This window comes from Kitasatospora sp. NPDC088742, from assembly GCF_055584905.1.
Genome location: NZ_JBVJLD010000007.1, coordinates 159,928 through 186,002, shown reverse-complemented (window position 1 = coordinate 186,002; position 26,075 = coordinate 159,928). Strand labels below are relative to the sequence as shown.

The following is a 26,075-nucleotide window of genomic DNA, read 5'->3' as shown; positions in this document are numbered from 1 at the left end:
TATATTCTTGTGAGAATGTCGCTCTCAAAAGGCATAACGACATAGCCAGTACGCTTTACTACCCCAGCGTGACGGCACGCCAGAGGCCCCGCCCAACCCCGGCGCGGGGGATGGGCGGGGCCTCGGTGGTGGGGACCGTGGCGGGCCAATCGAGGCGCTGAAGCGCCGAACTCAGGAGTGGGTCTGCTCGATCGTCTCGAAGATGTCCGCATCGGTCTCCTGCTGCCAGGGCGGCAGGTCGCTCCAGTCAGCCACGTATCCGGGCTTCGGATCTTCGATGTGCTTGTAGATTTGGGCGATCCAGCACGTAGCGACGAACCGTCCCTTTTGCTCGCGGGTGAGCTTGGACGTGTTCCCACTGCTCACGCTGATGAACTCGTGGATCTGGCCAGACACCGCCGCAGCGCAGTCGCGCTCCCACTGAGGGGTGTCTTCCCATGGGGTGATGTAGCCGGCCTTTGGCTCGCCGGGGAAGTGCTTCAGCACTCCAGCGATCCACGCCTCGCGGAAGATTCGTCCGTCAGCCGACAAGGAAAACTCCTTCATCAGATAGCGCCTTCGAGCGCCGAGATTTGTTGGTGCAGTACTGAAGCCCGGCCGTCGGCCATCAGGGGGGCGAGACGGTTGCGGACGCCTTCCAGTTTCCGGCCGATGTAGCCCGACCCGGTCTGGTCTGCCAGCTCCAAGGCCGCCCGTGTGTAGTGGAGCGTTTGATCAAGGTCGCGGCGCTCGGCACCTAGGGCCGCCAGCTCAGCAAGTACCGCTCCTCGACGGCGCATTGAGAGGGATTGCGAGAGTGCGGCTATCAGGGCTTCCTCGGCCAAATCTGGCCGACCAAGAGCGAGATAAGTCCCGCGTTCTTCAGCAAGGCGAGAGCCGTCGAAGCGAAGCCACCCCCCGTTATGAAGCTTCCCAGAAAGGTTGCGCACCTCGCTCGCGCTGTCGAGTGCATGTTTGGTCGCGTCAAGGTCGCCGAGGCCCGCGTGCACCTCTGCGTGGACCGCTGCTACCCAATATCGGGTCGATAGCTGCGGGTCGCCACGTTCGGCGACCCGCGAAGCCGTCTCCAGTATCGGGGCTGCGGCTGAGAATCGTTGCTCGTAGAGTTCCACGAACGCATGGCGGGTCAATGCGCAAGCCCACATGTCGAAGTCGCCAGCTTCCCGGCTTGCGCTGGCGGCCAGGGTGTAGCAGTACGCGGCGTCGGTGTACCGGTTGGCATCGAAGAAGATCTCACCGGCAAGCTGGTAGAGGTCCCCCACGAGCGCACACAGCTTTTGGCGAGAGGTCTCGCTTTGGCTTTCGCCGAGGCCCTTGGCCAAGAGACCTAGTTGGTGCCTGACCATCGGATAGACAGCTTGTTTGGAGTCAGAGAGCCCGAACACCTTCCAGAGGTGCGAGTTCAACTCAGACCCCGTCTCCAACAGGGACGCGGCCACTCCGGGCCGAGACTCGGGCACTTCAGAGCCTGGTAGCGCGATGAGCGCACCAGTTACAGCGAGCAGGCCCAGAACATCGCGGCGCTTCATGTCGTCAGTACCACCAGGAGAGGGGGCAGCGGCGTAGACCGCCGAACGATCAGGGACCAGCACCGCTGGTGAGAGGAGGTCCGCCAGCCCCTCCTGGGTGACCTTTAAGAGCCTTGCCAGCTTTGGGTTGATGTAGCCCTGGGGGTCGGTTGTGCCGGCCTCCCAGCGGGTGACGGTGGAGACCGCCACCCCGAGTGCATTGGCGAACGCCTCCTGACTGTAGCCCAACGCCTTGCGGCGTTGGGCGAAGTGCGTCCTCTTCCGAGCCACAGCACCCCCGTGCAGATCGAAGGCCCAGGTCAGGCCGGACAGTGCGTTGATTATGCCTGACTGATGCTCACCTTTCGCTCTGGTTCCGCACAACTCCTCGGCCGTTCACTGGTGCTAGCCACCGCCACGGCGAAGGAGGAGAGATCGATGGCGACACCCACGACCAGGCGCGTGTACCGCGAGGTAGTGACCGGCCCCTCGAAGCAGGAACTTAGCCAGCCTCCCGCTGACTGGAGTCCGCTGGCCGACTACGTGGCCGCCAATCCCAAGGGGCGTGCGCCGTCGGTAGGCAGTCTGATACAGCTCGACGCGGTGCGATCCACCTGTCCGTGCCAGAACTGTGCGGGCCGCAGATCGGCCGTGTGACCTAAGTGATGGCCCCGCGCTCGCGGATGGAACCGCCCCCGCTCTGTCCGGCCTGCTTCCTCCAGACGTCGTACGACTCCCTGTCGCCCACCGACGCCACCTGGGGGTGCGACATCTGCGGGCGCTTCGGCTTCCTGCTGTCGGCCGAGTACATCAGGGCCCACCCGGGCGAGGGCGCGGTGGTCGTGGCGGGCGTCGACCGCCACCGCACCGGCCGCGCGGCCTGATCAACGACAAGCACCACCACATCGCACGCCCCCGACCCGATGGAGAGGCGCAACTGTGAACAGTGTGATTGAGGGAGACCCGGTCCGGCACCGCACCGACGGCTGGACGGGCGTCGTCGCCGAGACCCCCAGCGCGCTCGCCAACCACGCCTGGGTGAACCGGGACAGCTCCGCCGACCCCTACCCGGAGATGGTTCTGCTGACCGACTTGGAGTCCGCGGAATGAGTACCCCGCCACTGCCCGTCCGCGTGACCGCGCCGCTGCCCATCCGAGCGAGCACCCCGCCGCCGATGCCGGTTCGAACCATGGTTGACCGAACGGTCGTTGACCGTCCCGACGACTTCCGGGAGGGGACCTGCTGGGTCTGCAACCGGGATGCCCTGGTCTACGCCGGCATCACGCTCCAGGCCCCCGGCGAGACCGAGGGCACCTGTCACCCGATCTGCGAGGACTGCATCGACCGAGCCCGTCGGCCCCAGCGCCGCGCCGCGATGCGAGCCGCGCTCGACAAGCGCCCGGCGTAGGCCGCCGTGGACGACGGGCAGGAGGAGTACCGCGAGGCGGCCGACCGGGCCGCGAGGGGGCTCCCGACGCCGCTGGCGGTCGCCATCGCTCAGACGGTTGCGCTGGTCCTGCTGGCGCTGGCGGCGACTGCACTCGTCACCTCCGGCCGCTTCTGACCTTCACCCCGCGCCTTCGGGCGCCCATGAACTCCCCGCCAGTGGGACGTCCCACTGGCGGGGGTACCACCGCACGACTGTCCGACCGCACCCGGCCGGACAGAGTCAACCCGATGGGAGAGGCACATGAGCACCGCCACCATCAAGCACGGCACCGAGCTGGACGAGCTGGGCAAGTTCTTCACGATCGCCGCCCGGCAGATCGACGCGGGCGAGACCGCGCCGCAGATGTTCTCCGCCGCGATCGACTCGGCGTGGCACACCCTCGTCGCGGACCCGGCCGCCCACGACGCCTTCGCGCTCAAGCACGCCGGCCGCAAGCTGGCCCACGTCGAGATGCAGGGCTTCGGCCCGATCGGCTGGGTGGCCGCGTACGAGGAGGCGTACGGCCCCCTGCCGGAGGTGTGGTTCACCAACGCCGACGGCACCGTGAACACCGAAGTCCTCGCGCAGTACCGGGAGACCGGCACCGTCACCGCCGAGTGGGACTGCGGGCCCGTGGGTGGCGGCGACGGCGACGACGTGGTTCCGGAGAAGTCCAACCGGTGATCACCGCACCATTCGACGGAGCGTCCCGGCCCACCGCCGGGGCGCTCCGCCTCACCGAGCCCCGCACGGTAGAGCCCGTCAGCGTGGACGTGAACGGCTACCTCTCCGAACTGCACGAGCACTGCCCGTTCCTGAAGCCGTCCACCCTCCGGGACATGACCGGCTGGACGGTCTACGAGATCGCGCCCGGCAGCCACCGCTACGCCGTGGAAGCGGAGGTGTTCTACGCCGGGGTACAGGCCGCGGAATGGGTCCGCCCACTGATGAACCGCCCTTTCGGCGTTCTCGCGTGCGAGAACATCGTGCTGCGCGGGCAGTGCGAAGGCGCGTCCCACCGTGAGCTGATGACATGGCCGCACTGGGCGTTGAAGAACCTGTACGCCCCGGTTGGGGTCATGTTCGGGAAGTTCGCCCAGCGGGCGGTCGAGACCGGTCGGCGCGGCCAGAGCATCCCGCCCCCGCCGTTCTCGTTCCTCCCGGTGCGGGCGGGCGTCCGGCCGTTGGACCCGGCGTTCCTGGAGGCCACGCCCAGCCTGGCCATGGCGCTGTCCGTGGCGGTGGACGACGGCCGGAACATCTTCGAGAACATCCCCTGCGAGTGGAAGGCAGTACGAGAATGGGCGAGTTCCCTCCCGAGGCCAGAGCCGCGCTGAACGCGGCGGAGTCCATCTGCGGCCCCGTGGAGCTGGCGGAGATCAGCGACCGTCGGGGTTCGGCGGTGTGGAAGGCCAGTGGCCGACACGGCGTGGTGAGCATCAAGCTCGGCACGGGCGAAGCCACCGAGGTCACCACCCATGAAGCGTCCGTGCTGGACCAGCTACCCGACTACACCGTGACCGCCGGACACTTCGACGGCGGCGCGTGGCTCGTGACCCCGTGGCTGGCCGGGCCCTCCACCTGGGACCTGTTCCGCCGAGTGCGCAAGGACGAAGGTGGACGCGACGAAGCTCTGGCGGGGGCTGCGGCCTTGTGCCGCGCCGTGGCCGACCTGCACGAGGCCGGGTGGGTGCATGGGGACCTCCAGCCCCAGCACGGCATCCACACCGACGACGGCGTCCGCCTGCTGGACTTCGCATGGGCCCACCGGATGGGCACCACACCGTGGCAGCGGTTCGACGGCACGATGATCCACCTCACCGCCCCCGAGCTGGCCGCCCGGATCATGAACGGGCCCCAACCCGTCTTCCCCACCTCCACCGCTGACGTCTACGCCCTCGCCGCGACCCTGTGGACCTGCGTCACCGGGGCCTGGCCCCTGGACTACGAGACCGCCGGCCTGGGGAAGGGCGCGCCGGTGGAAGACCTCCGAAAGGCCATCGCCCACCGTGCCGTGCCGATGTCCACCACGATGCCCTGGCCCTCCCTCCAGGCCCGGCTGCGGTACGTCCTGCTGTGCGCCGCCGAAGACCGGCCGACAGCCGCAGAGTTGGCCGGCCTCGTCGCCAAGGCCGACGGGTGACTGACCTTCGGGAACTGGCACTCGGCGACGCCGGCGCCGTGCACCGGATCTACAGCCCCGAGTCGGTCAGGCACCTGGGCCGGGCAGCGATGGACTCCCGCGAGGCCGCAGAGTTCGTGGCCGGAGCGCTGGCCTCGGCGGAGCAGGACCCGCGCACGCTTTACACCCTCGGCCTCACGGTGGACTGTGACCTCCTCGGAGTCGTCAAGCTCCACCTGGACCGGCCGGTCGCCACGATCAGCTACATCCTTCGGGCCGACGCCTGGGGCCGGGGGCACGCCACGGAAGGCGTCCGCCGGGTCTTGGCACTCGCCTTCGGCCATCTCGGACTACCGGAGGTCCACGCCAAGCACCGCCCGGACAACGCTGCCTCCGGCCGCGTCCTCGTCAAGGCCGGGTTCGCCCCCACCGGTGAGCACGCCGGGTTCCTCACCCACGCCATCTGGCCACCGTCGACCACCACCGGCGTGATCGACCAGCACTGACCCCGGCCGCTTCTGGGTGCCTCGGAGCTCGAGCTGTACGCCCCCGGCCTGGCGGCCTGATTCCCTGTCAGGAACGCTGCTCCAGCCGGCCCGCCCACTCCGCCAGGAGTGCGAAGTCGTCCGGGGTGAGACCGGTTGCCGGGTCGATATGGTGCAGCAGGGCCGGGCCCGGGTGGTGGGTCTGGACCCAGGCGCGGTCCGCCTCGGTGATCAGGTCGTCGACCCAGGCGAACGGACGGCCGCCGGCCCAGGACACGATGTCCGGGGTCTTCCAGAAGACCCCGTCTCCGGGCTCGGGGCGGGGCTCGGACCAGGCGACGAAGGGGAGTTCGGGGAGGCCGAGGAGCGGCGCGATGAACGCGTTCGCCTCCTCCCAGGTGGTCGCCCAGACCAGGTCAAAGGGCAGCGCGGCCAGTGCCGGGCCGTGGGTCTCGTTGAGCCAGACCCGCAGGGGCTTGGGCCGCTTGTGCGGGAGCCCGTACTCGGTGAGCCGCCGACGCTCCATCGCTTCCCAGCGCGGCGTCATCAACCGGTGCGTCCCGTACCCCGGGGGCCGCCGGTGCGGCTTCGCCGCCTCGGGGTTCAACGGCCCGTCCACGTCCACCATCAGCAACGGCCGCATCAGCCCGCCCACCTCCAGCCGTCTTCCTGCCCCGACGCTATCGATCACCCGTCGCCGGCGGCCACCCGGTTTCCGGCCCGTCCGGTTCGCGGAACCCCTTCGGTGGGCGGGGCGGCGGGTGTGTACTGGAGTCCGGCTGCTTCGAGGGGGAGAGCGTGGCACGGACGCCCGATCCGGAAGTACCCGATCCCGAAGCCGAGTTGGACCCGGAGGAGCCAGCGCAGGAGCCAGCCGAGGAGGACTGGCTGAGCAGTCGTGCGGTCGCCGCGCTGTGGCCGGTCCGGCCGGACTGGCTGCCAAGTGTGGCGCGCCGCAGCGGAGTTCGCCTCCGGGAGTTCGGTGGCGAGAGCCGGGGGACGTACGGGGCGGCGCCGACCTTCTACCACTACCACCCCGCCGACGTGCGGCGGGCCGCGGTGGAGATCGCCGAGGGCCGCGTCGACATCCCGCCGGTGTGGCGCACCGACACCGCGAAGGGGCGACGGGCGGAGTTCTGGACCAGGTTCGCCTACCAGCTCGGCTGCGGAGTCGTCGTCGCGCTGGCGGTCCTCATGGTGGTGCTGCTGGTTCGCGAGCTGGTCTCCTGACTCCTCGGCCGAGGTCAGCGGCGTGACGGGCCGGGAACCGCCGGGCCGACCCTGAGGAGCTTGAGCCACCAGGGTTACGGCGCCGGTGAGTTGCGGATGCGCGCGAGACGCAGCTCCACCCCCGCGAGGCCAGCGCAGCCCTGCCCCGTCCGCCGGCCATGACCATGAGGGCCGCCCCGTCCGCCGAGCCGATCAGGGCCGGGCGAGGGGTCCTCGCATCGGTCCGCCGTGTCCATCTCGCCTGTCCGCCCGCCGCGGAACCCTGCTGACGGTCCGTCGGGGAACCCCTTGCGCCAGGTACCCCCCAGGGGTATAAATATGTGCAGAGGAGATACCCCCCGTGGGTATATGACGGACCGTCAAGAGGAGAACGCTATGTCCTGCTGCTCCACCACCGCCACCGGCTCGGCCACCCTCACCATCGAGTCCGCCGCCACCACGGCCGTCGCCACCGCCGGCACCACGACCGTCTACACCGTCGCCGGGATGACCTGCGGCCACTGCGAGAAGTCGGTCGGCGCCGCCGTCTCCGCCCTGCCGGGCGTCACCTCCGTCGACGTCGACGTCACGGCCGGCCTGGTCGCCGTCGTCTCGGTGAGCGAGCCCGAGGACGCGGCCGTGCGTGCCGCCGTCGACGAGGCCGGTTACGAACTGACCGGCCGTGCCTGATAGTTCGGCCCTGAGTGACCGCCACGGGCGGTGATCCGGGAAGCCTTCACGACCCAGCGAGGAGCACACATGAGCACGCAGGCACCCGCCTCCCACGAGGTGGAACTCGAGATCGGCGGCATGACCTGTGCGTCGTGCGCGGCCCGGGTCGAGAAGAAGCTCAACCGGATGGACGGCGTCGAAGCCATCGTCAACTACGCCACCGAGAAGGCGAGGGTGTCCTTCGCCGCCGACGCGGTGGAGGTCGCCGACCTGATCGCCACCGTCGAGGCGACCGGCTACACCGCCGCCGTCCCCCGGCCGGTGGACGCCGAGCCGGAGGCCGGGGCCGCCGGGGACCCGGACGTACTGGCTCCGCTGCGGCAGCGGCTGGTCACCTCCGTGGTGCTCAGCCTGCCGGTGATCGCGATGGCGATGATCCCGGCGCTGCAGTTCGACAACTGGCAGTGGCTCTCCCTCACCCTGGCCGCGCCGGTGGTCACCTACGCCGCCTGGCCGTTCCACCGGGCCGCCTGGACCAACGCCCGGCACGGCGCCGCGACCATGGACACCCTGGTCTCGCTCGGCACCGGGGCGGCGTTCCTCTGGTCACTGTGGGCACTGTTCTTCGGGCACGCGGGCATGCCGGGGATGCGGCACGGCTTCGAACTCACCATCGCCCGCTCCGACGGTTCGTCGAACATCTACCTGGAGGCGGCGGCCGGAGTCACCGCCTTCATCCTGGCCGGGCGGTACTTCGAGGCCAAGTCGAAGCGGACCGCCGGTGCGGCGCTGAAGGCCCTGCTGCAGCTCGGGGCCAAGGACGTCACCGTGCTGCGGGACGGCGCCGAGGTACGGGTGCCGACCGCCCAACTCGCCGTCGGGGACCTGTTCGTGGTGCGCCCCGGTGAGAAGATCGCCACCGACGGGGTGGTCGAGCAGGGGTCCTCCGCCGTCGACGCCTCGATGCTCACCGGCGAGTCCGTACCCGTCGAGGTCGGGGCCGGCGACGCCGTCACCGGAGCCACCGTCAACGCCGGTGGCCGCCTGGTCGTCCGCGCCACCCGGATCGGGGCCGACACCCAACTCGCCCGGATGGCCAAGCTGGTGGAGGACGCGCAGAACGGCAAGGCCGCCGCGCAACGTCTCGCCGACCGGATCTCCGGGGTCTTCGTCCCCGTGGTCATCTCCCTGGCGCTGGCCACTCTGGTCTTCTGGCTCGCCACCGGCGAGGGCTGGACTGCCGCCTTCACCGCCGCGGTCGCCGTGCTGATCATCGCCTGCCCCTGCGCCCTCGGCCTGGCCACCCCCACGGCGTTGATGGTCGGCACCGGGCGAGGTGCCCAACTCGGGATCCTGATCAAGGGCCCGGAGGTGCTGGAGAACACCCGCAAGGTCGACACCATCGTGCTCGACAAGACCGGCACCGTCACCACCGGAAAGATGACCCTGCTCGCCGTCCACACCGCTGACGGTGTGTCGGAGGAGGACGCGCTGCGGCTGGCCGGAGCGCTGGAGCACGCCTCCGAGCACCCCATCGCCGCCGCGATCGCCGCCGCCGCTGCCCAGAAGTTCGGTCCGCTGCCCGCGGTCGACGGCTTCGAGAACATCCCCGGCCTGGGCGTCCGGGGAGTGGTGGACGGCCACGCGGTGGTCGCCGGGCGCGAGCAGCTGCTCACCTCCTGGTCGCAGTACCTGACCCCGGAGTTGACGAAGGCGAAGACCGCGGCCGAGGCCGACGGCCGGACCGCCGTCGCGGTCGGCTGGGACGGCCGGGCCCGCGCCGTCCTGGTGGTCGCCGACGCCGTCAAGCCCACCAGCGCCGAGGCGATCACCCGCCTTCGGGCGCTGGGCCTGCGCCCGATCCTGCTGACCGGCGACAACGCCGCCGCGGCCCGGGCCGTGGCCGCCGAGGTCGGGATCGACGCGGCGGACGTGATCGCCGAGGTGCTGCCGCAGGAGAAGGTGGACACCGTCCGCCGCCTCCAGGCCGAGGGCCGCTCGGTCGCCATGGTCGGCGACGGGGTCAACGACGCCGCCGCCCTCGCCCAGGCCGACCTCGGCCTGGCCATGGGCACCGGCACCGACGCCGCCATCGAGGCGGGTGACCTGACCCTGGTCCGAGGCGACCTGCGCTCGGCGGCCGACGCCATCCGGCTCTCCCGCCGGACCCTGGCCACCATTAAGGGCAACCTCTTCTGGGCCTTCGCCTACAACGTCGCCGCCATCCCGCTCGCCGCCGCCGGACTGCTCAACCCGATGATCGCGGGCGGGGCCATGGCCTTCTCCTCGGTCTTCGTGGTCGGCAACAGCCTCCGCCTCCGCACCTTCCGCGCCCGCTGACCACTCCCTCCCCCCTCCCGGTTCGCCCGGCACCGTCCCCCACGGTGCCGGGCGAACTGGCGTGATCCAACGTCAGGGACCGCCCAGCGACAGGATCGGTGGCGGTGGAGTTCGCCTTCGACCACGGCTTCCTGCGGATCGCCAATGGCATGGACGAGAACCTCGTCGAACTCGGCCCCGCCGGGCCGCACCACGTCCGGCATCGGCCGGTCCGCTGAACGCCGCCGTCAGAGCAGCCAGCGGACGAGGGTGACGACGCCGAGGACCGCGAGGCCCAGGACTGCGAGGAGGAGGACGGCGAGCACCGTAAGGAACAGGCAGTCGTCGCCGGAGGACCCCTCGGGCTCGGCCGGGACGGCTGGCTCCTTGACGGTGTGCCAGCCGACCGGGCGGCCGGCGTGGGCCGAGGCCGCCTCCCGGAGCCCGGCCAGCCGGGCCCGTGCGAAGTCCGTCTCCACCAGCCGTTCGGAGCCGTACCAGCGCACCGCTCCCATCCGGAGGCGGGGATCGGGGTAGCGGGCCTCGAAGGCCGCCGTCTCCTCCGGGTCCCGGTCCGCTTCGAGGTAGGCCCAGCGGCCGGCCTCGACGGGCTCGCCGTACAGCCGGTAGACCTCGGCCAGCCGCCGCCGGACCGTGAGGTCCGCCGGGTAGGAGGACGCCAGGCCGCGCAGGCGCTGGCGTGCGACGGGTATCCGGCCGGCGGCGAGGTCCGCGTCGACCTTCAGGAAGGTGCTCTCGACTGTCACCCGGTCATCGTGGCGGGCGGATAACAGCAGGTCAAAGGGGTTTGTGGGAGGCCACCAACGGGTCGGGAACGGCGGTCGCCGGTTTCGCGTCGGGTCCGTGTTGGAATGTCCCGTGGTAGTCCGTGCACGATGTCTGGGAGGGTGCGATGTCTCTCGAGGACGAGTACGACCCGAGTCCGATGCGGTGGATCCGTGAACAGGTGGAGCTGTACGAGACTTCGGGCGGCACGCGGGGCACCACGCTCTGGGACACCGGTCTGCCGGTCGTCGTCGTGACGATGCGCGGCGCGCGGAGCGGCCGGATCCGCAAGGTGCCCCTGATGCGGGTCGAGCACGAGGGGCGGTACGCGGCGGTGGCCACCAAGGGCGGCCACCCGCACCATCCGGTCTGGTACCACAACCTCAAGGCCAACCCCCTGGTGGAGCTCCAGGACGGCCCTGAGCGACAGGGCATGACGGCCCGCGAGGTGACCGGCGAGGAGAAGGCCCGGTGGTGGGAGCGCGCGGTGGCCGCCTTCCCGCAGTACGCCGAGTACGAGCGGACAGCCGGCCGGGTGATCCCGGTCTTCGTCCTGGAGCCCGCTCCCCCGGCCGACGCACCGTCACACTAGGGCGGCCGGGCGGGAGGAGGCCTCGTCCTCGACAACGGCGGCGCCGCCGGCCGCGACGGCGAGGGCGGCATCGACGCGGCGGTTGGTGGTCATGGTCGCGGTGACGGCGGTCATGGTGAGGAGGAGCCCGGCCGCCACGAAGATCGGGGTGCGGACGTCGTAGGCGGTGGCCAGCCAGCCGCCGAGGAAGGCGCCGAAGGGGGCCGCGCACATGGAGAGCATCCGGGAGGTGGAGGCGACCCGGCCCATCAGGTGGGCGGGGACGATCGCCTGACGGAGCGACGGGGCGAGCACCATCGTGGCGCCGATGCCCGCGCCGCAGACGGCCAGGCCGAGGCCGGCGACGTACGCGTTCGGGGCGGCGGCGACGGTCAGGATGGCGAGGCCCTCGACCGCGGCGGTGCAGGTCAGCGCGGTACCGGTGCCGAGCCGACGGCCGAGCAGGGAGGCGAAGCCCGCGCCGCACAGACCGCCGACGGCCTCGGCGGTGAGCAGCAGGCCGTAGCCGAAGGTGCCGACACCGAGGCGGTCGTGGGCGAAGAGCGCGAGCACGGTCTCCATGGCGAGGAAGGCGATGTTCCCGACCGCGGGGCGCAGCGCGAGACCGAGCAGCAGGCGGTCCCGGAAGACGTAGGAGGCACCGGCGCGGGCCTGCTTGAGCAGCGACTCGCGGACCTCGGGCTCCGGCTGCGGGACGACGGGCAGCGAGCGCACCAGCACGGCGGAGAGCGCGAACGAGAGCGCGTCGGCGACCAGCGGCACCGAGCGGCCGAGCGCGAGCAGGGCGCTGCCGAGGGGCGGGCCGGCGAAGCCGGAGGCGGCGGTCTGGGTGCCGCGCATACGGGAGTTGGCGCGCTCGAGCTGGGCGGGGTCGCGGCCGAGCAGGCTCGGGAGGTAGGCGGTGGCGGCGGTGTCGAAGAAGAGTCCGCCGAGGCCGAGCAGGAAGGCGACGGCCGCGAGGAGGGGGATGGTCAGGGCGTCGAGCGCGACGGCCGCGGCCGGTATCGCGAGCAGCACCGCGCGGGCCGCGTCCGCCACCCACATGGTGCGGCGGCGGTCCCAACGGTCCACCAGCGCACCGCCGATGACGCCGAAGAACAGCCAGGGCAGCGTGCCGGCGGCGGTGACGACGGCGATCGCGAGCGGATCGCGGGTCAGGGCGAGGGTGATCAGCGGCAGGGCGGAGTGCAGGACTCCGTCGCCGAGGGAGGAGACCGTCTGAGCGGTCCACAGCCGTCCGAAGCCGGTCGGCAACTTCTGTACGGCAAAGGTCACTTGGTGTTCTCCTCGACCTGGTCGGCCTGGTCACGGGTGCTGGGGTGGAAGAGCGCGAAGACGAGCGAGGCGTCCGGGAGGGACGGGTCGGAGAGCTCGCGGTACTCGTCCGCGAGCGCCTGGAGCCGGGCACCCAGCTCCGCGAACTGCTCGTCGGTGAGCCGCAGATGGGCCATCCGTACGTGCCGCTCGCCCTCGGCGGGCGATGCCTCCAGGTCGGCCACCGCGTGCCGCATCAGCACGTCGGGGCCGCCCTCCCCCGGGGTCGGCAGCACGATCGAGCGCGCGGCCATCGCGTAGTACCGCTCGATGACGCCGCGGACCTTCCGCGTCCGCACCACCTTGATCAGGCCGGCCCGCTCCAGGATCCGCACGTGGTAGCTGGAGCTGCCCTTGGCGATCCCGACCCGGTCGGCGATCTGGGTGATCGTCGAGGGTTCGAAGCGGAGCACGGCCATGATGCGGTGGCGGGTGAGGTTGGAGACGGCGCGCAACTGCTCGTCGGTGGAGACGTGGAGCGCCTCGGGAAGATCATCGTCGGTCACACCCCCAATGGTCAACACTTCTTGACCATTGCGCAAGGGGTTTCCCCGACGAACGCTCTTGAGTCACCGTCAGCCCGCGCGCCCGGGCTGCCTGCGGGCCCGCATCCCGCCGAGGACGAGCACCGCCCCGACGCCCGCCACGCCGAGGTGGGCGACCGGCGGCAGGTCGACGAGCTTGTGCAGCCAGCCCCACTCGGCGCCGAAGAAGGTCCGTGACACGAAGCCGATCAGGCCCTGGGCCCCCACGACGTAGCCGATGCTCTCGATGGTGTATCCGATGGTCGTCCGCATGGACCGAGCCTCTCGCGGCCCTGCCGCGTGATCGTCCTCCGCAGGGGCGAGTACGCGGTACACCGAAGGATGCAGGAGCGTGAGCGGAGGAACGCGAAAGGCCCGCCCCACCCCGGAGGGGGAGGGCGGGCCCTGAGGAGGCGTCAGGCCGGGCAGCGGACCAAGAAGTCAGCCGAGCTTCGCGATGGCGGCGTCCAGCCGGGCCAGGGTGCGCTCCTGGCCGAGGACCTCCATCGACTCGAAGAGCGGGAGGCCGATCGTGCGGCCGGTGACCGCGACGCGGACCGGGGCCTGGGCCTTGCCGAGCTTCAGGCCGTGCTCGGCGGCGACGGCCTCCAGCTCGGCCTTGAGCACCTCGGCCTGCCAGGCGGCCTCGGCCAGGCGGGTGCGGGCGCTGCGCAGCAGGTCGGCCGCGCCGGCCTTCATGGCCTTGTTCCAGGAGGCCTCGTCCTGGACGGGCTCGGGCAGGAAGAGGAAGTCGACCTGCTCGGTGATCTCGGAGAGCAGCGCGAGCCGGGACTGGGCCAGCGGCGCCAGCAGGGCGAAGGCCTCGGCGTCGAAGTCCTCGGCGGCCCACGGGGCGCGGTCGGCGGCCAGCCACGGCGCGCAGGCTGCGGTGAACTCCTCCACGCCCATCGCCCGGATGTACTCGCCGTTGAAGGAGCGCAGCTTGGCGACGTCGAAGAAGGCCGAGGCGGCGTTCACGTCGGCGACCCGGAAGAGCTGCTCGATCTCCTCGTAGGGGCGGATCTCGACGTCGTCCTTGGGGCCCCAGCCGAGCAGCATCAGGTAGTTGACGAGGGCTTCGGGCAGGTAGCCCTCGGCCAGGTAGTCCTCCAGGGCGACCTTGTCGCGGCGCTTGGAGAGCTTCTGGCGCTTCTCGTTGACGATCACCGGCAGGTGGGCCCAGACCGGCGGGGTGGCCCCGAGGGCCTCCCAGAGCAGCTGCTGCTTGGGGGTGTTGGAGAGGTGCTCCTCGCCGCGGATGACCTGGGTGACGCCCTGCTCGACGTCGTCCACCACGTTGGCCAGCAGGAAGACCGGGCTGCCGTCGCCGCGGGCGATGACGAAGTCCTCGATCGCCGAGTTGGGGAAGGCGGGCTCGCCGCGGATCAGGTCGACCACGACGGTGGTGCCCTCGTCCGGGGTGCGGAAGCGCAGCGCGCGGCCCTCGGCGTACTCCAGGCCCCGGTCGCGGCAGTGGCCGTCGTAGCCGGTCTGGGCGGAGCCGGTGCGCTCGGCGAGCTGCTCGCGGGTGCAGTCGCAGTGGTAGGCGCGGCCGGCCGCGTACAGCTTCTCGGCGGCGGCGCGGTGCAGCGGGGCGTTGGCGGACTGGAAGTAGGGGCCCTCGAAGGCCTTGTCGCCACCGTGGATCCCGATGGCGGCCAGGGCACTGATGATGCCGTCGGTCCACTCGGGCTTGTTGCGGGCGGCGTCGGTGTCCTCGATCCGCAGGACGAACGTGCCACCCTGCTGTCGCGCCGTCGCCCAGTTGTACAGGGCGGAGCGGGCACCCCCGACGTGGAACATGCCGGTGGGGCTCGGTGCGAAACGGACGCGGACGGAACGGGATACCTCGGTCATGGGGGAAGCCTACTGACTCGCGGGACCTTCCATGGTCACCGGGCCCCCTGCCGCGCCCGGCGGAGCGCGTCCGCGACCTCGGCGGCCACCCGCCGGCCCAAGGGGCGGGCAGCTGTTGGAACGGGTGGGCGGGCGCACTAGGCTGCGCCGGTGCTGGCGGAACAGGGACTCCTCGGACGGGTAGGGCCGTGGCTGCGTCGGCCCCGGGTGGTGGACTCCGGGCTGGCGGCGGCGTACACCCTGGCGGGGCTGGTGCTGGGGCGGGAGGCCCCGCCCGGGGGCTGGCACTCGCTGGACACCCGGGGTGCGCTGCTGACGGTGCTGATCGGCGTGGCGCTGGCGGCCCGGCGGGTCGCGCCGGTACCGGTGCTGGGGACGATGGTGGCGATCTGGCTGGCGTCCATCGCCCTCGGGTACTGGCCCGTCGTCAACTCCCCGGCGGTGCTGCTGGCGCTGTACGCCGTGGCGGCGGCCTCGGGGCGGGTGGCGACGGTGCTGTGCGCCACCGCGGTGGGCCTGGCCTGGGTGCTGGCCGGGCTGATCTACCGGGAGTACGGGTCGATGGCCTCGGTGCTGGTGCAGGCGGTCGCGTTCCCGCTGGTGGTGGCGCTGCTGGGCCGGACGGCCGGGCTGGCGACCGAACGGAGCGTCCGGCTGGCGGAGTTGACGCGTCGTCTGCGGGCCGAGCAGGAGGCCCGGGCGGCGCAGGCGGTGACCGAGGCGCTGACCGAGGAACGGGTGCGGATCGCCCGGGAGCTGCACGACGTGGTGGCGCACCACCTGTCCGTGGTCTCGCTCCAGGCGGGCGTCGCCTCGTACGTCTTCGAGGGCGACCCGAAGGCCGCGCGCGGCGCGCTGGACACCATCGCGGAGACCGGCCGGGAGGCGCTGGACGAGCTGCGGCGGATGCTGACCCTGCTCCGGATCGGGCAGGCCGAGGCCGGGGCGGAGGACGGCGCCGAGGAGGAGGGGCCGGCGCCGGGGCTGGGCCGGGTGGAGGAGTTGCTCACCCGGGTGCGGGGTGCGGGCGTTCCGGCCGAACTCCGGTGCGAGGGCGAGCCGTTCGCGCTGCCACCGGGGATGGACCTGTGCGCGTACCGGGTGGTCCAGGAGGCCCTGACCAACGTGCTGAAGCACGCCGGCCCGGCCACCGCGACGGTCGCCCTCCACTACCGGCCGCAGCAGCTCACCATCCGGGTGACCGACGACGGCGCGGGCCCCCGGTGCGACGGCGAGGACACCGGGGACAGCGCCGGCTCGGCCGGTCACGGTCTGATCGGGATGCGGGAACGAGCCCGGGTCTACCGGGGCACGGTGAGCGCCGGCCCCCGGCCCGGAGGCGGCTTCGAGGTGCTGCTCACCCTCCCCGCGCCGGGGACGAGGCGCTGAGGCCTGCCGCCGCCACCCCATTTCTCCATACGGACAGCTCGGACGCGCGGGGCGGGCCACCCCTATGATCGGCGCGCTCGGAGCGATCAAGCCCCACGTACCTCCAGGAGGTCCCCCATGATCCAGCGAATCGGCAGCAACGCGCGCATGAGCGAGGCGGTCGTCCACAACGGCACCGTGTACCTGGCCGGCCAGGTCGCGGGTGACCTCTCGGCGGGCACCACGGAGCAGACGGTGCAGGTCCTGGCGAGCATCGACAAGCTGTTGGCCGAGGCCGGTTCGGACAAGACCCGCATCCTGCGCGCGGAGATCTTCCTCGCCGACATCGCCGAGTTCGCCCGGATGAACGAGGCCTGGGACGCCTGGGTCCCGGCCGGTGCCGTCCCGGCCCGGGCCACCGTGCAGGCCTCGCTCTACCACCCGGACGTGCGGGTGGAGATCGTGGTCACCGCGGCGGTCTGAACCCTCGTCACCCTCGTCGGACGGATCACGGAAAAGCCCTTCGACGGGCCCGGCCCGCCGGTGTTACCGTCGGAGGCATGAAGCGCGCAGGCATGTTCCGCACGACGACGCCGGAGAACGTCCCGGCGCGCTGACCCATGATCTGAGTCCGAAGCCCCGGGGCGAGTGCCCCGGGGCTTCGCCGTGTGGTGACTCGCTCCGCCGTACCGCGAGGAGACCACCGTGCACGACCACCGCCGACTCGGCCGTGAGCTGGACCTGTTCGACACCGACCCCCTGATCGGCGCCGGGCTGCCGTACTGGCTGCCCGACGGCGCGGTGGTCCGGCACGCCCTGGAGGAGTACGTCCGCGAGGCGGAGCGCCGGGCCGGGTACCGGCACGTCTACTCCCCCGTGCTGGGCAAACGCGAGCTCTACGAGATCTCCGGGCACTGGGCGCACTACAGCGAGGACATGTTCCCGCCGATGGAGCTGGGCGGCGAGGAGGTGGTGCTGCGGCCCAGCCTCTGTCCGCACCACGCCCTCATCTACCGTTCCCGAGCGCACAGTTACCGCGAGCTGCCGCTGCGGATGGCCGAACTCGGCGGCATGTACCGGGCCGAACTGTCGGGCGTGCTGGGCGGGTTGACCAGGGTGCGGGCCATCCAGCTGAACGACGCGCACGTCTTCTGCACCCTGGAGCAGGTCGCCGGGGAGGCCCGGGCCGCGCTCGACCTGATCCGGCGGGCGCACCGTGACCTCGGCATCACCGGCGCCCGTTACCGGCTCTCGCTGCCCGGCCCCGGCGGCAAGTACGTGGCGGCGCCGGAGAAGTGGGAGCGGGCCACCGCGCTGCTGACCGAGGTGCTCGACGCCTCCGGCGTGGAGTACCAGGCGGTGGAGGGCGAGGCCGCCTTCTACGGGCCGAAGATCGATGTGCAGGTGACCGACGGGGCGGGACGGGAGTCCACCCTCTCCACCGTGCAGGTGGACTTCCACCAGCCGGAGCGGTTCGGCCTGGAGTACGTCGGCCCGGACGGCGCCAAGCACCGTCCTGTGATGGTGCACCGCGCGGTCATCGGCAGCGTGGAACGGGCCGTCGCCCATCTGATCGAGCAGCACGGCGGCGCGTTCCCGGCCTGGCTGGCACCCGTCCAGCTGGTGGTGCTGCCCGTCTCGGAGGCCCAACTGCCGGACGCCGAGCGGCTGGTGGCCCGCTTCCTGGACGCCGGGCTGCGGGCCGAACTGGCCGGGCCGGAGCAGGGCAGCCTGGGCGCGCGGATCCGGCAGGCCCGGCTGGTGCCCTACCAGGCGGTGATCGGGGCACGGGAGGCCGCGGAGGGCTCGGTGGCACTGCGGCTGCGCGACGGCCGGCAGGTGCCGGGGGTGGCCGTCGGCGAGTTGGCGGACCGGATCGCGAGCGTGGTCGCCGGGCGCCACCTGGAGCTCTGGGGGGAGGACAACTCGGCCGCCCCGCAGTCCCGTTGACGACCCAATCCGCTCGCGGCCCCTTCACGCCGCGCGCAGCGCACGCCGTACGGCGCGGCGGAGCCAGTGATGGCCTCCGTCCGCCGTGTGGCGCGGGTGCCAGGCCATGCCGATGGCCAGCGGCGGGAGGGGCAGCGGGACGTCGAGCAGGTGGAGCCCGAGCGCCTCGGCGTCGTGGGTGAGGGGCGAGGGGGCGGCTCCGGGAAGCGCCGCCGGGACCAGGCAGACGAGGTCGCTGCGGGCGGCCAGGGTCATCGCGGCCAGGTGGCCCGGCAGGACGACACCGACCCGGCGCCGTAGACCGTGCTCGGCCAGGGCCGCGTCCAGCGGACCGCTGAACCGGCCGCGCCGGCTGACGGCCACGTGCTCGGCGGCGGCCAGCCGGGCCGGGGTCAACTCCCCTTCGGTGAGCGGGTGTCCGGGACGGACGGCCGCCACCATCCGGAGCGAGGCCAGCTCCTCCACCCGGGTCTCCGGGTCCACGTGGTCGATCGACCCGACCTCCAGGTCGATCCGGCCGTCGCGCAGCGCGGGCCCGGCCTCCAACTCCTCGGCCAGGATGCGGAACGAGACCCCGGGCGCCTCCTGCCGGGCCAGGCGCAGGAGCCCGGGCGCGAGGGCCGAGCCGACCAGGTCGGCGGCCTGGAGGGTGAAGGTGTTGCGCAGCTCGGTGGGGTCGACGCCCGCGCCCGGGCTGAGCAGCGCCCCGAGGCTGCGGACCACGGCGGCGGCCTCCTCGCGCAACTCCTGGGCACGCGGGGTGGGGACCATCACCTGGCCGGCCCGGACCAGCAGGGGGTCCTGGAGGAGGCGGCGCAGCCGGGCCAGGGTGCGGCTCATGGCGGCGGGCGAGGTGTGCAGCCGGGCGGCGGCGCGGGTGACGCTCTGCTCGGTCAGCAGGGCGTCCAGGGCGACGGCGAGGTTGGCGTCGATGGCCGGGAAGGGGGCGTTCACCTGCATCATTCCATTTCGGGCAATGATTGCGTGCTGGGATTCCCATTGTGGCAGGGCCTCGTGCCTCAGCAGGATGAGGGACGTACCGACCCGCACGAACCCACGAGGTTTTCATGATCGTCATCACTGCTCCCACCGGGAACATCGGCCGCCACCTGCTCCCCCTCCTGCTGGCCCCGTCCGTCGAGGAGGCGGTCCGGGTGGTGGTCCGCGACCCCGCCCGGCTGCCGGCCACCGTGCGCGGCCGGGTCGAGGTGGTCACCGGATCGCACGGGGACGCCGCCGTCCTGGACCAAGCCTTCGACGGGGCGGACGCCGTCTTCTGGCTGGTCCCGCCGGACGGCTCGCGGACGCCCGAGGAGGCGTACAGCGGGTTCACCCGACCCGCCGTCAGGGCCTTCGCCGCGCACGGCGTCCGGCACGTGGTCGGGATCTCCGCGCTCGGCCGGGGGACGCTGCTCGCCGACCGGGCCGGCCTGGTCACCGCCTCGCTGGCGATGGACGACCTGATCGCCGGCTCCAGCGTCGCCTACCGTTCCCTGGCCTGTCCTTCCTTCTACGAGAACCTGCTGGAGGACGTCCCGTCGATCGTCGGGCGGGGCGTCTTCACCGACTCGGTCGACCCCGGGCTGAAGGCTCCGCTGGTCGCCGTCGCCGACATCGCGGCGGCCGCGGCGGGACTGCTGCTGGACCGCTCCTGGAGCGGCGTCGGCAGCGTCCCGGTGCTCGGCCCGGAGGACCTCTCCCCCGTGGACCGGGCCCGGATCCTGACCGAGCAGCTCGACCGCCCGGTCCGCTACGAGCACCAGCCATACGAGGAGTTGTACGCCACCCTGGCCGGCTACGGCCTCGACGAGGACTTCGCCCGCGGCGTGGTCGAGATGAAGCGCGCCAAGGACGCCGGGCTGGACGCCACGGCCGTCCGCCCGGCCTCGGCCGCGTCCGCCCTCTCCTTCGCCCGCTGGTGCGCCGAAACCCTCAAGCCCGCCGTCCTGGAGGCCTCCTGATGACCACGCACCACGCCACCCACGAAACCGCCGCGCCGGTGACGGCGTTCATGCTGCTGAAGACCACGCCGGAGTGGCTCGCCCTGACCGTCGAGGAGCGGCTGCACGCCTTCACCACCCGGGTGCTGCCGGCCGTCGAGGCGAGGACCACGGGGGTCCGGTCCCGGTTCTACGACACGGAGTTCTACTCCACCCGGGTCACCGACGTCTGGGTCTGGGAGGCCGACGACCACCACGCCTACCAGCTGCTGGTCGACGCCCTGCGGGAAACCCCGTTCTGGGACCGCTACTTCGAGGTGGTCGAGCTCCTCGTCGGCACCGAGAACGGCTACGCCCGCACCTACGGCCTCGACCCGGTGGCGACCGTCGCCACCTGAGCCCGCACCAGCACCACCGCGCGCTCGCCCACGGGGAGCACCCGGGCCCCGGCCCCGGTGAACCCGGCCTCCCCGGCCGAGCGGACGGCGTCCTCCGCCGTCTCCGGCAGCGGCAGGTCCGCCCGCAGCTCCGCGAACACCCCGCGCGGGCGGAACCCCGAGGCCAGCGGCAGGCTGTACCCGACCCGGCCGCCGGGGCGGACCGCGCGCTGCCAGTCCGCCAGGGCCTCCCGGCCGAGGAAGTGCAGCGAGGAGGCGCAGAGCACCACGTCCAACGCGCCGGGCGCCACGGGCAGCGGCACCGCCGGGCCCACCCGCCAGTCGACGGCCTCGCTCACACCGGCCGCCAGGGCCCGGGCCCTCCCGGCCGCCACCATCCCGGCCGACAGGTCCACCGCCAGGACCGGCACTCCCCCGTGACGCCCGCCCCGGCGCCGGGCCACCGCCAGGGTGACCGCACCCGTGCCGCAGGCCACGTCAGCGACCGCCTCGCCGGGGGCCGGGGCCAGCCAGTCCGTCAGGGCGGCCGCGATGGCGTCGTGGTGCGCGTCGTCGTAGTCGGCTGACAGTCCGTCAAAGGCCTGTGCCATGCGGCGGTCGCCGCCCGTCCCGGTCATGTCCGCAGCCTACGCGGGCCGCCCGAGGGGTCAGCGCACGGGGACCGGTGGCCGGATGTGACAGAAGCCCGTCATTGCGGACATCTGCGGGCGGGCGGCAGGATCGGGGCATGCCCGCTCCGCACCGTGTGGTGATCGCCGCCTTCCCGGGAGTCGAACTGCTCGACGTCACCGGCCCCGCCGAGGTCTTCTCGGTCGCCTCGCGGCTCGCCGCCGGGGCCGCGGCCGGAGGCCCTGCGGACGGCCGCTACCAGGTGCGGGTGGCCACCGCGGACGGCGGCCCGCTCGCCACCTCCAGCGGGCTGCGGCTGCTGGCCGACCTGCGGCTGGAGGAGGTACGCGGGCCGCTGGACACCCTGCTGGTCGCCGGGGCGATCGAGCCGGCCGGGGACGGCGGCGCGGTGGAGCCGGTGGTGGACCGTCAGGTGGTTGAGTGGCTACGGCGGGCGGCGCCCGGCGCCGGGCGGGTGGGGTCGATCTGCGCCGGGGCGCACCTGCTGGCCGCCGCCGGGCTGCTCGACGGACGGCCGGCCACCACGCACTGGCTGACCGCCGCCCGCCTGGCCGCCGACCACCCGGAGGTCCGGGTCGACGCCGACCCCATCTTCGTCCGGGACGGCCGGGTGTGGACCTGTGCCGGGGTCACCTCCGGGTTGGACATGGCGCTCGCCATGGTCGCCGAGGACCACGGCCAGCAGTTGGCGCTCGCCACCGCCCGTGCCATGGTGATGTACGTCAAACGGCCGGGCGGGCAGAGCCAGTTCAGCGTCCCGCTCTCCGTACGGACCGCCGAGGACGACCGGATCGACGCGCTGCGGCGGTGGATCGCCGAGCACCTCACCGAGGACCTGTCCGCCGAAGTCCTGGCCGCCCGGATGCATTTGAGCGTGCGCCACTTCTCCCGCCTGTTCCGCGAACGCACCGCGCGGACCCCGGCGGCCTACGTGGAGTCGGCCCGGCTGGAGGCCGCCCGCCGGCTGCTGGAGGAGACCGGGCTCGGCCTGCCGGAGGTCGCCGCCGCCAGCGGCCTCGGCTCGGTCGAGACGCTGCACCGAACCTTCCGACGCCGACTGGGGACCACCCCGGCCGAGTACCGCCGCCGCTTCTGACACCCACCTGACGCCCGCCCGACATCCGCCTGACGCCCACCTGACACCCACCGCAACAGCACAACCGCCGTACCCACGGCGGCACTTCGTCCTGCCAACCTCCCGAGGAGAGCCATGCCCGCCACCACCCGCACCCGGGTCGTCCCGATCCCGGTACTCGGCCGTCACGCCGTCAACGCCCACCTGCTGCTCGGCCGCCGCCCCGTCCTCGTCGACTCCGGCGTCCCCGGCAGCGGGCAGCGGGTCCTCGACCGGATCGCCGCCCACGGGGTGGATCCAGCCGAGCTGGCGCTGATCGTCATCACCCACGGCCACCTCGACCACTTCGGCTCCGCCGCCGAGCTGCACCGCCTCACCGGAGCACCCGTCGCCGCCCACGTGGCGGACCTCGGCCCGTACCGCTCCGGCCGGGTGCGCGAGCCGTACCTGCCCACCGGGCCGATGGGCCGGCTGATGGCGCGGCGGCGTGAACTGCACGTCCGCGTCGAGCCGTTCGAGCCCGCGCTGGCCGTCACCGGCGAGACCGACCTGGCGGACTTCGGGCTGGACGCCCGGATCGTGCCGACCCCCGGGCACACCGCCGGCTCGGTCTCGGTCCTCACCGGGGACGGCGACCTGGTGGCCGGGGACCTGATCGCCAACTCCTTCATGGGCCTGCTCCCCGGCCGCCCGGCCAACCCGCCCTTCCACGACGACGCCCGGCAGAACCTCACCAGCCTGCGGCGGATGCTCGACCTCTCCCCCACCCGCCTGCACGTCGGCCACGGCCCGGCCCTCGACCCGGACCGGGTCCGCCGCTGGGCCGAGCGGGAGGACGCCCGGCTGACCCGGCTGGAGCACCGCGGCCGCCTGCGGGCGCGCGGGGCCTGAGGCCCCGGCTGTCGGCCGGTGCGTGAACATCACTTTCTCGACAAGCACCTAGCGATGATCTGACTGATCGTCATATCGTCACTGCCAAAGGGATGTTGTTCAGGAGAGGTCTCGGGCCGATGGCGCCGCGACCGCCGATCGGACGAGAGGGGTCGGGCATGGCGCGTTTCGGGAGGCCGGCACGGCACGGATTCCGGTCGGGGGTCCTGGGCTTGGTGATCCTGTCCGCGTTGAGCGCGTGCGGGAGCGGTTCCGATGCCGAGACGCGCGCCGCACCCACGAAGCCCTCGCCGGACGTCTGCGCCTTGGCGACCGCGGACGAGGTCACGGCCGTCCTCGGGCAGCCGGCCACCGGGCGCCGGGACGACACCGCCGTACCCGGCCTCACCCAGTGCAGCTATCTGAACCCCGCCAAGGGCCGCAGCCTGTTCATCGTCCTGCTGCCCTACGAGGTCAACCGGAGCACCAAACCGGGCACCCCGGTGGCCGACGTGGGCGATCTGGCGCTGTACGACGAAGCCAAGATCGGCGGCCACCTGTACGTGCGCAAGGGCTCGGTCAACTTCGCCGTCAACTACGCCTTCGAGCCGACCGTCCGGGGCATGACCGACGAGTACTCCGGCCAGATCCGCAGCCGCCTCGGAACGCTGGCCAAGGGGATCGCGTCAAGGCTCTGAGCGGCCGTGCGGGCGCCAACGGTCAGTTTCCGGAAGCGAGTTCGCCGGAGAGGCGGGCGTGCAGGTCGGCGCTCGGGGCGTTCAGGCCCGTGAGTTCGACGGTCTTGCCGCGCTGGGCGTACCTGGCGGTGACGGCGTCCAGCGCGGCCACCGAGGAGGCGTCCCAGACGTGGGCGCGGCTCAGGTCGATGGTGATCCGGTCCGGGTCGCCTGCGTAGTCGAAGCGGGTGACCAGGTCGTTGGCCGAGGCGAAGAAGAGCGCGCCGTCCAGCGAGTAGACCACCCGCCCGCCCTCCGGGTCCCGGACGGCCGAGAGCTCCGCGTGCCGGGCCACCCGGCGGGCGAACACCGCCATGGCGCTGAGCGATCCGGCCAGCACCCCGGCCGCGAGGTTGGCGGTGGCGACCACCACCACGACGGTGACCACCATGACGGCGATCTCCCCGGCCGGCATCCGGCGCAGCGTGCGGGGCATGACGGAGTGCCAGTCGAAGGTGCCGACCGAGACCATCACCATCACCGCGACCAGGGCCGCCATCGGGATCTCGGAGACCACCGGGCCGAACAGCACGCAGAGCACCATCAGGAAGGCCCCGGCCAGGAAGGTGGAGAGGCGGGTGCGGGCGCCGGAGACCTTGACGTTGATCATCGTCTGGCCGATCATCGCGCAGCCGCCCATGCCGCCGAACAGACCGGTCACGATGTTCGCGATCCCCTGGCCGACGGACTCGCGGGTCTTGCCGGACCGGGTGTCGGTGAGCTCGTCCACCAGCTGAGCGGTCATCAGCGACTCCAGCAGGCCGACCAGGGCCATCGCCAGCGCGTACGGGGCGATGGTGGCGAGGGTCTGCGTGGTGAACGGGACGTCGGGCAGGCCGGGCAGCGGCATCGAGTCCGGCAGGCCGCCCTTGTCGCCGACCGTCGGGACGGCGATCCCGGCGCCGAGGGTCAGGGCGGTGAGCGCCACGACGGTGACCAGCGGCGCCGGGACCACTCGGGTGAGCTTCGGGGAGAACACCATCAGCGCGAGGCCCGCCGCCAGCAGCGGGTAGACCGCCCACGGCACGTGGGTCAGCTCCGGGATCTGTGCCAGGAAGATCAGGATGGCCAGGGAGTTGACGAAGCCGACCATCACCGAGCGCGGCACGAAGCGCATCAGCTTCGCCACCCCGAGCGCGCCCAGCACGATCTGGAACACCCCGGCCAGGATCACCGCCGCGACCAGGTAGCCGAGACCGTGCTCCCGGTTGAGCGGCCCGATCACCAGGGCGACGGCGCCCGTGGCCGCCGAGATCATCGCCCGCCGCCCGCCCACCACGGCTATGACCACGGCCATGGTGCAGGAGCTGAAGAGCCCGACCTGCGGCTCGACCCCGGCGATCACCGAGAAGGAGATCGCCTCCGGGATCAGGGCCAGCGCGACCACCAGGCCGGCCAGCACCTCGGTGCGCCAGACCCTCGGGTCCGACAGCCAGTCGGGGCGGAGGCGGCCGGCCAGGGTGGCGGCGGTGGAGGAGGACATGCGTGGTGGACCTCGTCGTGCTCGGGCCCGGCCCCGGCGGTGGGACGGGGCGGTGTGGGTGGCCCGGCAGCGCCAGCGGCACCGGGGAGGCAGTGGGTGATTCTACGGCCCACCCGGACGTCCACGGCTGCCTACGGGGCGACCCGACTCGGCCCTCCCGACAGACCGTCAGGTTGCCGGCCCGGCCCCCTCCCTCACACCCGAATCCGGTACCGGCCGTGCCGGGCCCCGTGGCAGCATGCCCGCCATGGAGACGAACGCGGTGCCGGCCACGGCGGCGGAGGCGGCACTGGAGCTGCGGCGGATCGCCCACCACTGGGTCGACGGCCGCCACGAGGACCCCCGGTCGCTGATCGCGGCCGCGCTGCGGTCCCTGGAGGCCGGCCTCTACACGCCCTCGTTGCTGCACCTCGCCGCGCTGATGAGTGGTGAACGCGACGAGGCACCGGACCTGTTCGACCGGGTGATGGACGAGCTCGGCTTCGGCTTCCACCCACCGCAGGGCTACTGGGACGGCCGCCTCTCCCTGGCCGGGTGGTGGGCCGCCGAGGTCGTCGACGGCTGGCTCGACCCGGGCGAGGGCCTCGCCCTCATCCTGGAGAACGTCGCGGAGGCCTACGGCGACTGCGAGGAACTGGCGCCGGTGGTCGAACTGACCGACTGGTACTGGGACCGCAGCGGCCCGCGGCCGTCGCCCGAGGAGGCAGCGGCGGCGACGGCCCGCGCCATCCGGGAACTCACCCGCCGGATCCCGGTCCCCGGTCGTACCCGGGCGGCCGACCACCCCTGAAGCTCCGTCGGGGGCC

At 72.4% G+C, this 26,075-nt stretch carries 32 protein-coding genes; 21 read left to right on the top strand and 11 right to left on the bottom strand.

Going from position 1 to position 26,075, the window contains the following annotated elements; all coding sequences use genetic code 11:
• Positions 1-171: 171 nt before the first annotated feature.
• Together ACZ6ZR_RS09445 and ACZ6ZR_RS09440 are read right to left on the bottom strand one after the other, a co-directional pair.
• Positions 172-546 (bottom strand): hypothetical protein, encoded by a 375-nt coding sequence (locus ACZ6ZR_RS09445; RefSeq protein ID WP_465641062.1) that lies wholly within the window; start codon positions 544-546, stop codon positions 172-174.
• Positions 546-1,799: a helix-turn-helix domain-containing protein gene (locus tag ACZ6ZR_RS09440; RefSeq protein ID WP_465641068.1), complete on the bottom strand. Its 1,254-nt coding sequence runs from the start codon at positions 1,797-1,799 to the stop codon at positions 546-548. Before ACZ6ZR_RS09440 ends, ACZ6ZR_RS09445 begins: the two co-directional genes overlap by 1 nt.
• 392 nt (positions 1,800-2,191) lie before the next feature.
• Between ACZ6ZR_RS09440 and ACZ6ZR_RS09435 the strand changes: the two genes are divergently transcribed.
• From ACZ6ZR_RS09435 to ACZ6ZR_RS09400, 8 genes are all read left to right on the top strand, one after another.
• The gene (locus ACZ6ZR_RS09435) at positions 2,192-2,392 is read left to right on the top strand and encodes a hypothetical protein (protein ID WP_465641060.1); all 201 of its coding nucleotides are present in this window, start codon (positions 2,192-2,194) and stop codon (positions 2,390-2,392) included.
• Between the two features lie 55 nt (positions 2,393-2,447).
• Positions 2,448-2,618, top strand: a complete 171-nt coding sequence (locus tag ACZ6ZR_RS09430; protein ID WP_465641058.1) for a hypothetical protein — start codon at positions 2,448-2,450, stop codon at positions 2,616-2,618.
• Between the two features lie 80 nt (positions 2,619-2,698).
• Positions 2,699-2,917 (top strand): hypothetical protein, encoded by a 219-nt coding sequence (locus ACZ6ZR_RS09425; protein WP_465641056.1) that lies wholly within the window; start codon positions 2,699-2,701, stop codon positions 2,915-2,917.
• Positions 2,918-2,923: 6 nt separating this feature from the next.
• Positions 2,924-3,073 (top strand): hypothetical protein, encoded by a 150-nt coding sequence (locus ACZ6ZR_RS09420; protein ID WP_465641054.1) that lies wholly within the window; start codon positions 2,924-2,926, stop codon positions 3,071-3,073.
• 126 nt (positions 3,074-3,199) lie between these two features.
• Positions 3,200-3,622: a hypothetical protein gene (locus tag ACZ6ZR_RS09415; protein ID WP_465641052.1), complete on the top strand. Its 423-nt coding sequence runs from the start codon at positions 3,200-3,202 to the stop codon at positions 3,620-3,622.
• An 83-nt stretch (positions 3,623-3,705) separates the two neighbouring features.
• Positions 3,706-4,275 carry a hypothetical protein gene (locus ACZ6ZR_RS09410; protein ID WP_465641050.1) on the top strand — a complete coding sequence of 190 codons (570 nt, stop codon included), beginning with the start codon at positions 3,706-3,708 and terminating at the stop codon, positions 4,273-4,275.
• Complete coding sequence (locus ACZ6ZR_RS09405; RefSeq protein WP_465641048.1) at positions 4,239-5,081, top strand: protein kinase domain-containing protein; 843 nt, start codon at positions 4,239-4,241, stop codon at positions 5,079-5,081. The genes ACZ6ZR_RS09410 and ACZ6ZR_RS09405 overlap by 37 nt, the downstream gene beginning before the upstream one ends.
• Entirely contained in the window at positions 5,078-5,566 is a 489-nt protein-coding gene (locus ACZ6ZR_RS09400; protein ID WP_465641046.1) for a GNAT family N-acetyltransferase, read from the top strand. Before ACZ6ZR_RS09405 ends, ACZ6ZR_RS09400 begins: the two co-directional genes overlap by 4 nt.
• A gap of 67 nt (positions 5,567-5,633) precedes the next feature.
• Here the strand turns inward: ACZ6ZR_RS09400 and ACZ6ZR_RS09395 are convergent, their stop codons facing one another.
• Entirely contained in the window at positions 5,634-6,188 is a 555-nt protein-coding gene (locus ACZ6ZR_RS09395) for an HAD domain-containing protein (RefSeq protein ID WP_465641044.1), read from the bottom strand.
• Between the two features lie 155 nt (positions 6,189-6,343).
• Between ACZ6ZR_RS09395 and ACZ6ZR_RS09390 the strand changes: the two genes are divergently transcribed.
• From ACZ6ZR_RS09390 to ACZ6ZR_RS09380, 3 genes are all read left to right on the top strand, one after another.
• Entirely contained in the window at positions 6,344-6,775 is a 432-nt protein-coding gene (locus ACZ6ZR_RS09390) for a hypothetical protein (RefSeq protein ID WP_465641042.1), read from the top strand.
• Positions 6,776-7,123: 348 nt separating this feature from the next.
• On the top strand, positions 7,124-7,444 hold the full coding sequence (locus ACZ6ZR_RS09385; protein ID WP_465641040.1) for a heavy-metal-associated domain-containing protein: 321 nt from the start codon (positions 7,124-7,126) through the stop codon (positions 7,442-7,444).
• 69 nt (positions 7,445-7,513) lie between these two features.
• Complete coding sequence (locus ACZ6ZR_RS09380; RefSeq protein WP_465641038.1) at positions 7,514-9,766, top strand: heavy metal translocating P-type ATPase; 2,253 nt, start codon at positions 7,514-7,516, stop codon at positions 9,764-9,766.
• A 227-nt stretch (positions 9,767-9,993) separates the two neighbouring features.
• On the opposite strand, the gene ACZ6ZR_RS09375 is transcribed toward ACZ6ZR_RS09380, so the two are convergent.
• Positions 9,994-10,512 carry a DUF6584 family protein gene (locus ACZ6ZR_RS09375; protein WP_465641036.1) on the bottom strand — a complete coding sequence of 173 codons (519 nt, stop codon included), beginning with the start codon at positions 10,510-10,512 and terminating at the stop codon, positions 9,994-9,996.
• Between the two features lie 146 nt (positions 10,513-10,658).
• On the opposite strand from ACZ6ZR_RS09375, the gene ACZ6ZR_RS09370 reads away from it, so the two are divergent.
• Positions 10,659-11,123: a nitroreductase family deazaflavin-dependent oxidoreductase gene (locus ACZ6ZR_RS09370; RefSeq protein WP_465641034.1), complete on the top strand. Its 465-nt coding sequence runs from the start codon at positions 10,659-10,661 to the stop codon at positions 11,121-11,123.
• On the opposite strand, the gene ACZ6ZR_RS09365 is transcribed toward ACZ6ZR_RS09370, so the two are convergent.
• The 4 genes from ACZ6ZR_RS09365 to gltX form a co-directional block, all read right to left on the bottom strand.
• A complete protein-coding gene (locus ACZ6ZR_RS09365; protein WP_465641032.1) occupies positions 11,115-12,398 on the bottom strand; it encodes an MFS transporter in 1,284 nt (427 codons plus the stop codon). The genes ACZ6ZR_RS09370 and ACZ6ZR_RS09365 overlap by 9 nt on opposite strands.
• Entirely contained in the window at positions 12,395-12,943 is a 549-nt protein-coding gene (locus ACZ6ZR_RS09360; protein ID WP_465641030.1) for an ArsR/SmtB family transcription factor, read from the bottom strand. The genes ACZ6ZR_RS09365 and ACZ6ZR_RS09360 overlap by 4 nt, the downstream gene beginning before the upstream one ends.
• A 69-nt stretch (positions 12,944-13,012) precedes the next feature.
• Complete coding sequence (locus tag ACZ6ZR_RS09355; protein ID WP_465641028.1) at positions 13,013-13,234, bottom strand: hypothetical protein; 222 nt, start codon at positions 13,232-13,234, stop codon at positions 13,013-13,015.
• A 168-nt stretch (positions 13,235-13,402) separates the two neighbouring features.
• Positions 13,403-14,764 (bottom strand): glutamate--tRNA ligase, encoded by a 1,362-nt coding sequence (gltX, locus tag ACZ6ZR_RS09350; protein ID WP_465641066.1) that lies wholly within the window; start codon positions 14,762-14,764, stop codon positions 13,403-13,405.
• A gap of 204 nt (positions 14,765-14,968) precedes the next feature.
• On the opposite strand from gltX, the gene ACZ6ZR_RS09345 reads away from it, so the two are divergent.
• The 3 genes from ACZ6ZR_RS09345 (at position 14,969) to thrS (ending at position 18,136) form a co-directional block, all read left to right on the top strand.
• Positions 14,969-16,207: a sensor histidine kinase gene (locus tag ACZ6ZR_RS09345; RefSeq protein WP_465641026.1), complete on the top strand. Its 1,239-nt coding sequence runs from the start codon at positions 14,969-14,971 to the stop codon at positions 16,205-16,207.
• A 117-nt stretch (positions 16,208-16,324) separates the two neighbouring features.
• A complete protein-coding gene (locus ACZ6ZR_RS09340) occupies positions 16,325-16,669 on the top strand; it encodes a RidA family protein (RefSeq protein ID WP_465641024.1) in 345 nt (114 codons plus the stop codon).
• Positions 16,670-16,891: 222 nt separating this feature from the next.
• Complete coding sequence (thrS, locus tag ACZ6ZR_RS09335; protein WP_465641023.1) at positions 16,892-18,136, top strand: threonine--tRNA ligase; 1,245 nt, start codon at positions 16,892-16,894, stop codon at positions 18,134-18,136.
• 24 nt (positions 18,137-18,160) lie between these two features.
• Here the strand turns inward: thrS and ACZ6ZR_RS09330 are convergent, their stop codons facing one another.
• The gene (locus ACZ6ZR_RS09330) at positions 18,161-19,099 is read right to left on the bottom strand and encodes a LysR family transcriptional regulator (RefSeq protein WP_465641021.1); all 939 of its coding nucleotides are present in this window, start codon (positions 19,097-19,099) and stop codon (positions 18,161-18,163) included.
• 104 nt (positions 19,100-19,203) lie between these two features.
• Here ACZ6ZR_RS09330 and ACZ6ZR_RS09325 point away from each other — a divergent pair, with 104 nt between their 5' ends.
• Positions 19,204-20,097 carry an NAD(P)H-binding protein gene (locus ACZ6ZR_RS09325; protein ID WP_465641020.1) on the top strand — a complete coding sequence of 298 codons (894 nt, stop codon included), beginning with the start codon at positions 19,204-19,206 and terminating at the stop codon, positions 20,095-20,097.
• Positions 20,097-20,474: a darcynin family protein gene (locus tag ACZ6ZR_RS09320; protein ID WP_465641018.1), complete on the top strand. Its 378-nt coding sequence runs from the start codon at positions 20,097-20,099 to the stop codon at positions 20,472-20,474. The genes ACZ6ZR_RS09325 and ACZ6ZR_RS09320 overlap by 1 nt, the downstream gene beginning before the upstream one ends.
• On the opposite strand, the gene ACZ6ZR_RS09315 is transcribed toward ACZ6ZR_RS09320, so the two are convergent.
• Complete coding sequence (locus tag ACZ6ZR_RS09315; RefSeq protein WP_465641016.1) at positions 20,438-21,091, bottom strand: class I SAM-dependent methyltransferase; 654 nt, start codon at positions 21,089-21,091, stop codon at positions 20,438-20,440. The two genes, ACZ6ZR_RS09320 and ACZ6ZR_RS09315, sit on opposite strands and share 37 nt — an antisense overlap.
• A 110-nt stretch (positions 21,092-21,201) precedes the next feature.
• Between ACZ6ZR_RS09315 and ACZ6ZR_RS09310 the strand changes: the two genes are divergently transcribed.
• The 3 genes from ACZ6ZR_RS09310 (at position 21,202) to ACZ6ZR_RS09300 (ending at position 23,747) form a co-directional block, all read left to right on the top strand.
• On the top strand, positions 21,202-22,200 hold the full coding sequence (locus ACZ6ZR_RS09310; protein WP_465641014.1) for a GlxA family transcriptional regulator: 999 nt from the start codon (positions 21,202-21,204) through the stop codon (positions 22,198-22,200).
• Positions 22,201-22,314: 114 nt separating this feature from the next.
• Positions 22,315-23,070, top strand: coding sequence for an MBL fold metallo-hydrolase (locus tag ACZ6ZR_RS09305; protein ID WP_465641012.1), 756 nt, complete (start codon positions 22,315-22,317; stop codon positions 23,068-23,070).
• A gap of 305 nt (positions 23,071-23,375) precedes the next feature.
• On the top strand, positions 23,376-23,747 hold the full coding sequence (locus ACZ6ZR_RS09300) for a hypothetical protein (protein ID WP_465641010.1): 372 nt from the start codon (positions 23,376-23,378) through the stop codon (positions 23,745-23,747).
• A 22-nt stretch (positions 23,748-23,769) separates the two neighbouring features.
• Here the strand turns inward: ACZ6ZR_RS09300 and ACZ6ZR_RS09295 are convergent, their stop codons facing one another.
• Positions 23,770-25,269 carry a SulP family inorganic anion transporter gene (locus tag ACZ6ZR_RS09295; protein WP_465641008.1) on the bottom strand — a complete coding sequence of 500 codons (1,500 nt, stop codon included), beginning with the start codon at positions 25,267-25,269 and terminating at the stop codon, positions 23,770-23,772.
• 247 nt (positions 25,270-25,516) lie between these two features.
• Here ACZ6ZR_RS09295 and ACZ6ZR_RS09290 point away from each other — a divergent pair, with 247 nt between their 5' ends.
• Positions 25,517-26,059, top strand: a complete 543-nt coding sequence (locus ACZ6ZR_RS09290) for a hypothetical protein (protein WP_465641006.1) — start codon at positions 25,517-25,519, stop codon at positions 26,057-26,059.
• Positions 26,060-26,075: the final 16 nt, after the last annotated feature.

What these genes read in the sequence shown, in the direction of transcription:
- ACZ6ZR_RS09445 (WP_465641062.1), bottom strand. Translation starts at nt 546, where the DNA reads ATGAAGGAGTTTTCCTTGTCGGCTGACGGACGAATCTTCCGCGAGGCG.
- ACZ6ZR_RS09435 (WP_465641060.1), top strand. Translation starts at nt 2,192, where the DNA reads ATGGAACCGCCCCCGCTCTGTCCGGCCTGCTTCCTCCAGACGTCGTAC.
- ACZ6ZR_RS09425 (WP_465641056.1), top strand. Translation starts at nt 2,699, where the DNA reads ATGGTTGACCGAACGGTCGTTGACCGTCCCGACGACTTCCGGGAGGGG.
- ACZ6ZR_RS09415 (WP_465641052.1), top strand. Translation starts at nt 3,200, where the DNA reads ATGAGCACCGCCACCATCAAGCACGGCACCGAGCTGGACGAGCTGGGC.
- ACZ6ZR_RS09405 (WP_465641048.1), top strand. Translation starts at nt 4,239, where the DNA reads ATGGGCGAGTTCCCTCCCGAGGCCAGAGCCGCGCTGAACGCGGCGGAG.
- ACZ6ZR_RS09395 (WP_465641044.1), bottom strand. Translation starts at nt 6,188, where the DNA reads ATGCGGCCGTTGCTGATGGTGGACGTGGACGGGCCGTTGAACCCCGAG.
- ACZ6ZR_RS09385 (WP_465641040.1), top strand. Translation starts at nt 7,124, where the DNA reads ATGACGGACCGTCAAGAGGAGAACGCTATGTCCTGCTGCTCCACCACC.
- ACZ6ZR_RS09380 (WP_465641038.1), top strand. Translation starts at nt 7,514, where the DNA reads ATGAGCACGCAGGCACCCGCCTCCCACGAGGTGGAACTCGAGATCGGC.
- ACZ6ZR_RS09370 (WP_465641034.1), top strand. Translation starts at nt 10,659, where the DNA reads ATGTCTCTCGAGGACGAGTACGACCCGAGTCCGATGCGGTGGATCCGT.
- ACZ6ZR_RS09355 (WP_465641028.1), bottom strand. Translation starts at nt 13,234, where the DNA reads ATGCGGACGACCATCGGATACACCATCGAGAGCATCGGCTACGTCGTG.
- gltX (WP_465641066.1), bottom strand. Translation starts at nt 14,764, where the DNA reads ATGTTCCACGTCGGGGGTGCCCGCTCCGCCCTGTACAACTGGGCGACG.
- ACZ6ZR_RS09340 (WP_465641024.1), top strand. Translation starts at nt 16,325, where the DNA reads ATGATCCAGCGAATCGGCAGCAACGCGCGCATGAGCGAGGCGGTCGTC.
- ACZ6ZR_RS09330 (WP_465641021.1), bottom strand. Translation starts at nt 19,099, where the DNA reads ATGATGCAGGTGAACGCCCCCTTCCCGGCCATCGACGCCAACCTCGCC.
- ACZ6ZR_RS09325 (WP_465641020.1), top strand. Translation starts at nt 19,204, where the DNA reads ATGATCGTCATCACTGCTCCCACCGGGAACATCGGCCGCCACCTGCTC.
- ACZ6ZR_RS09320 (WP_465641018.1), top strand. Translation starts at nt 20,097, where the DNA reads ATGACCACGCACCACGCCACCCACGAAACCGCCGCGCCGGTGACGGCG.
- ACZ6ZR_RS09315 (WP_465641016.1), bottom strand. Translation starts at nt 21,091, where the DNA reads ATGACCGGGACGGGCGGCGACCGCCGCATGGCACAGGCCTTTGACGGA.
- ACZ6ZR_RS09310 (WP_465641014.1), top strand. Translation starts at nt 21,202, where the DNA reads ATGCCCGCTCCGCACCGTGTGGTGATCGCCGCCTTCCCGGGAGTCGAA.
- ACZ6ZR_RS09305 (WP_465641012.1), top strand. Translation starts at nt 22,315, where the DNA reads ATGCCCGCCACCACCCGCACCCGGGTCGTCCCGATCCCGGTACTCGGC.
- ACZ6ZR_RS09295 (WP_465641008.1), bottom strand. Translation starts at nt 25,269, where the DNA reads ATGTCCTCCTCCACCGCCGCCACCCTGGCCGGCCGCCTCCGCCCCGAC.
- ACZ6ZR_RS09290 (WP_465641006.1), top strand. Translation starts at nt 25,517, where the DNA reads ATGGAGACGAACGCGGTGCCGGCCACGGCGGCGGAGGCGGCACTGGAG.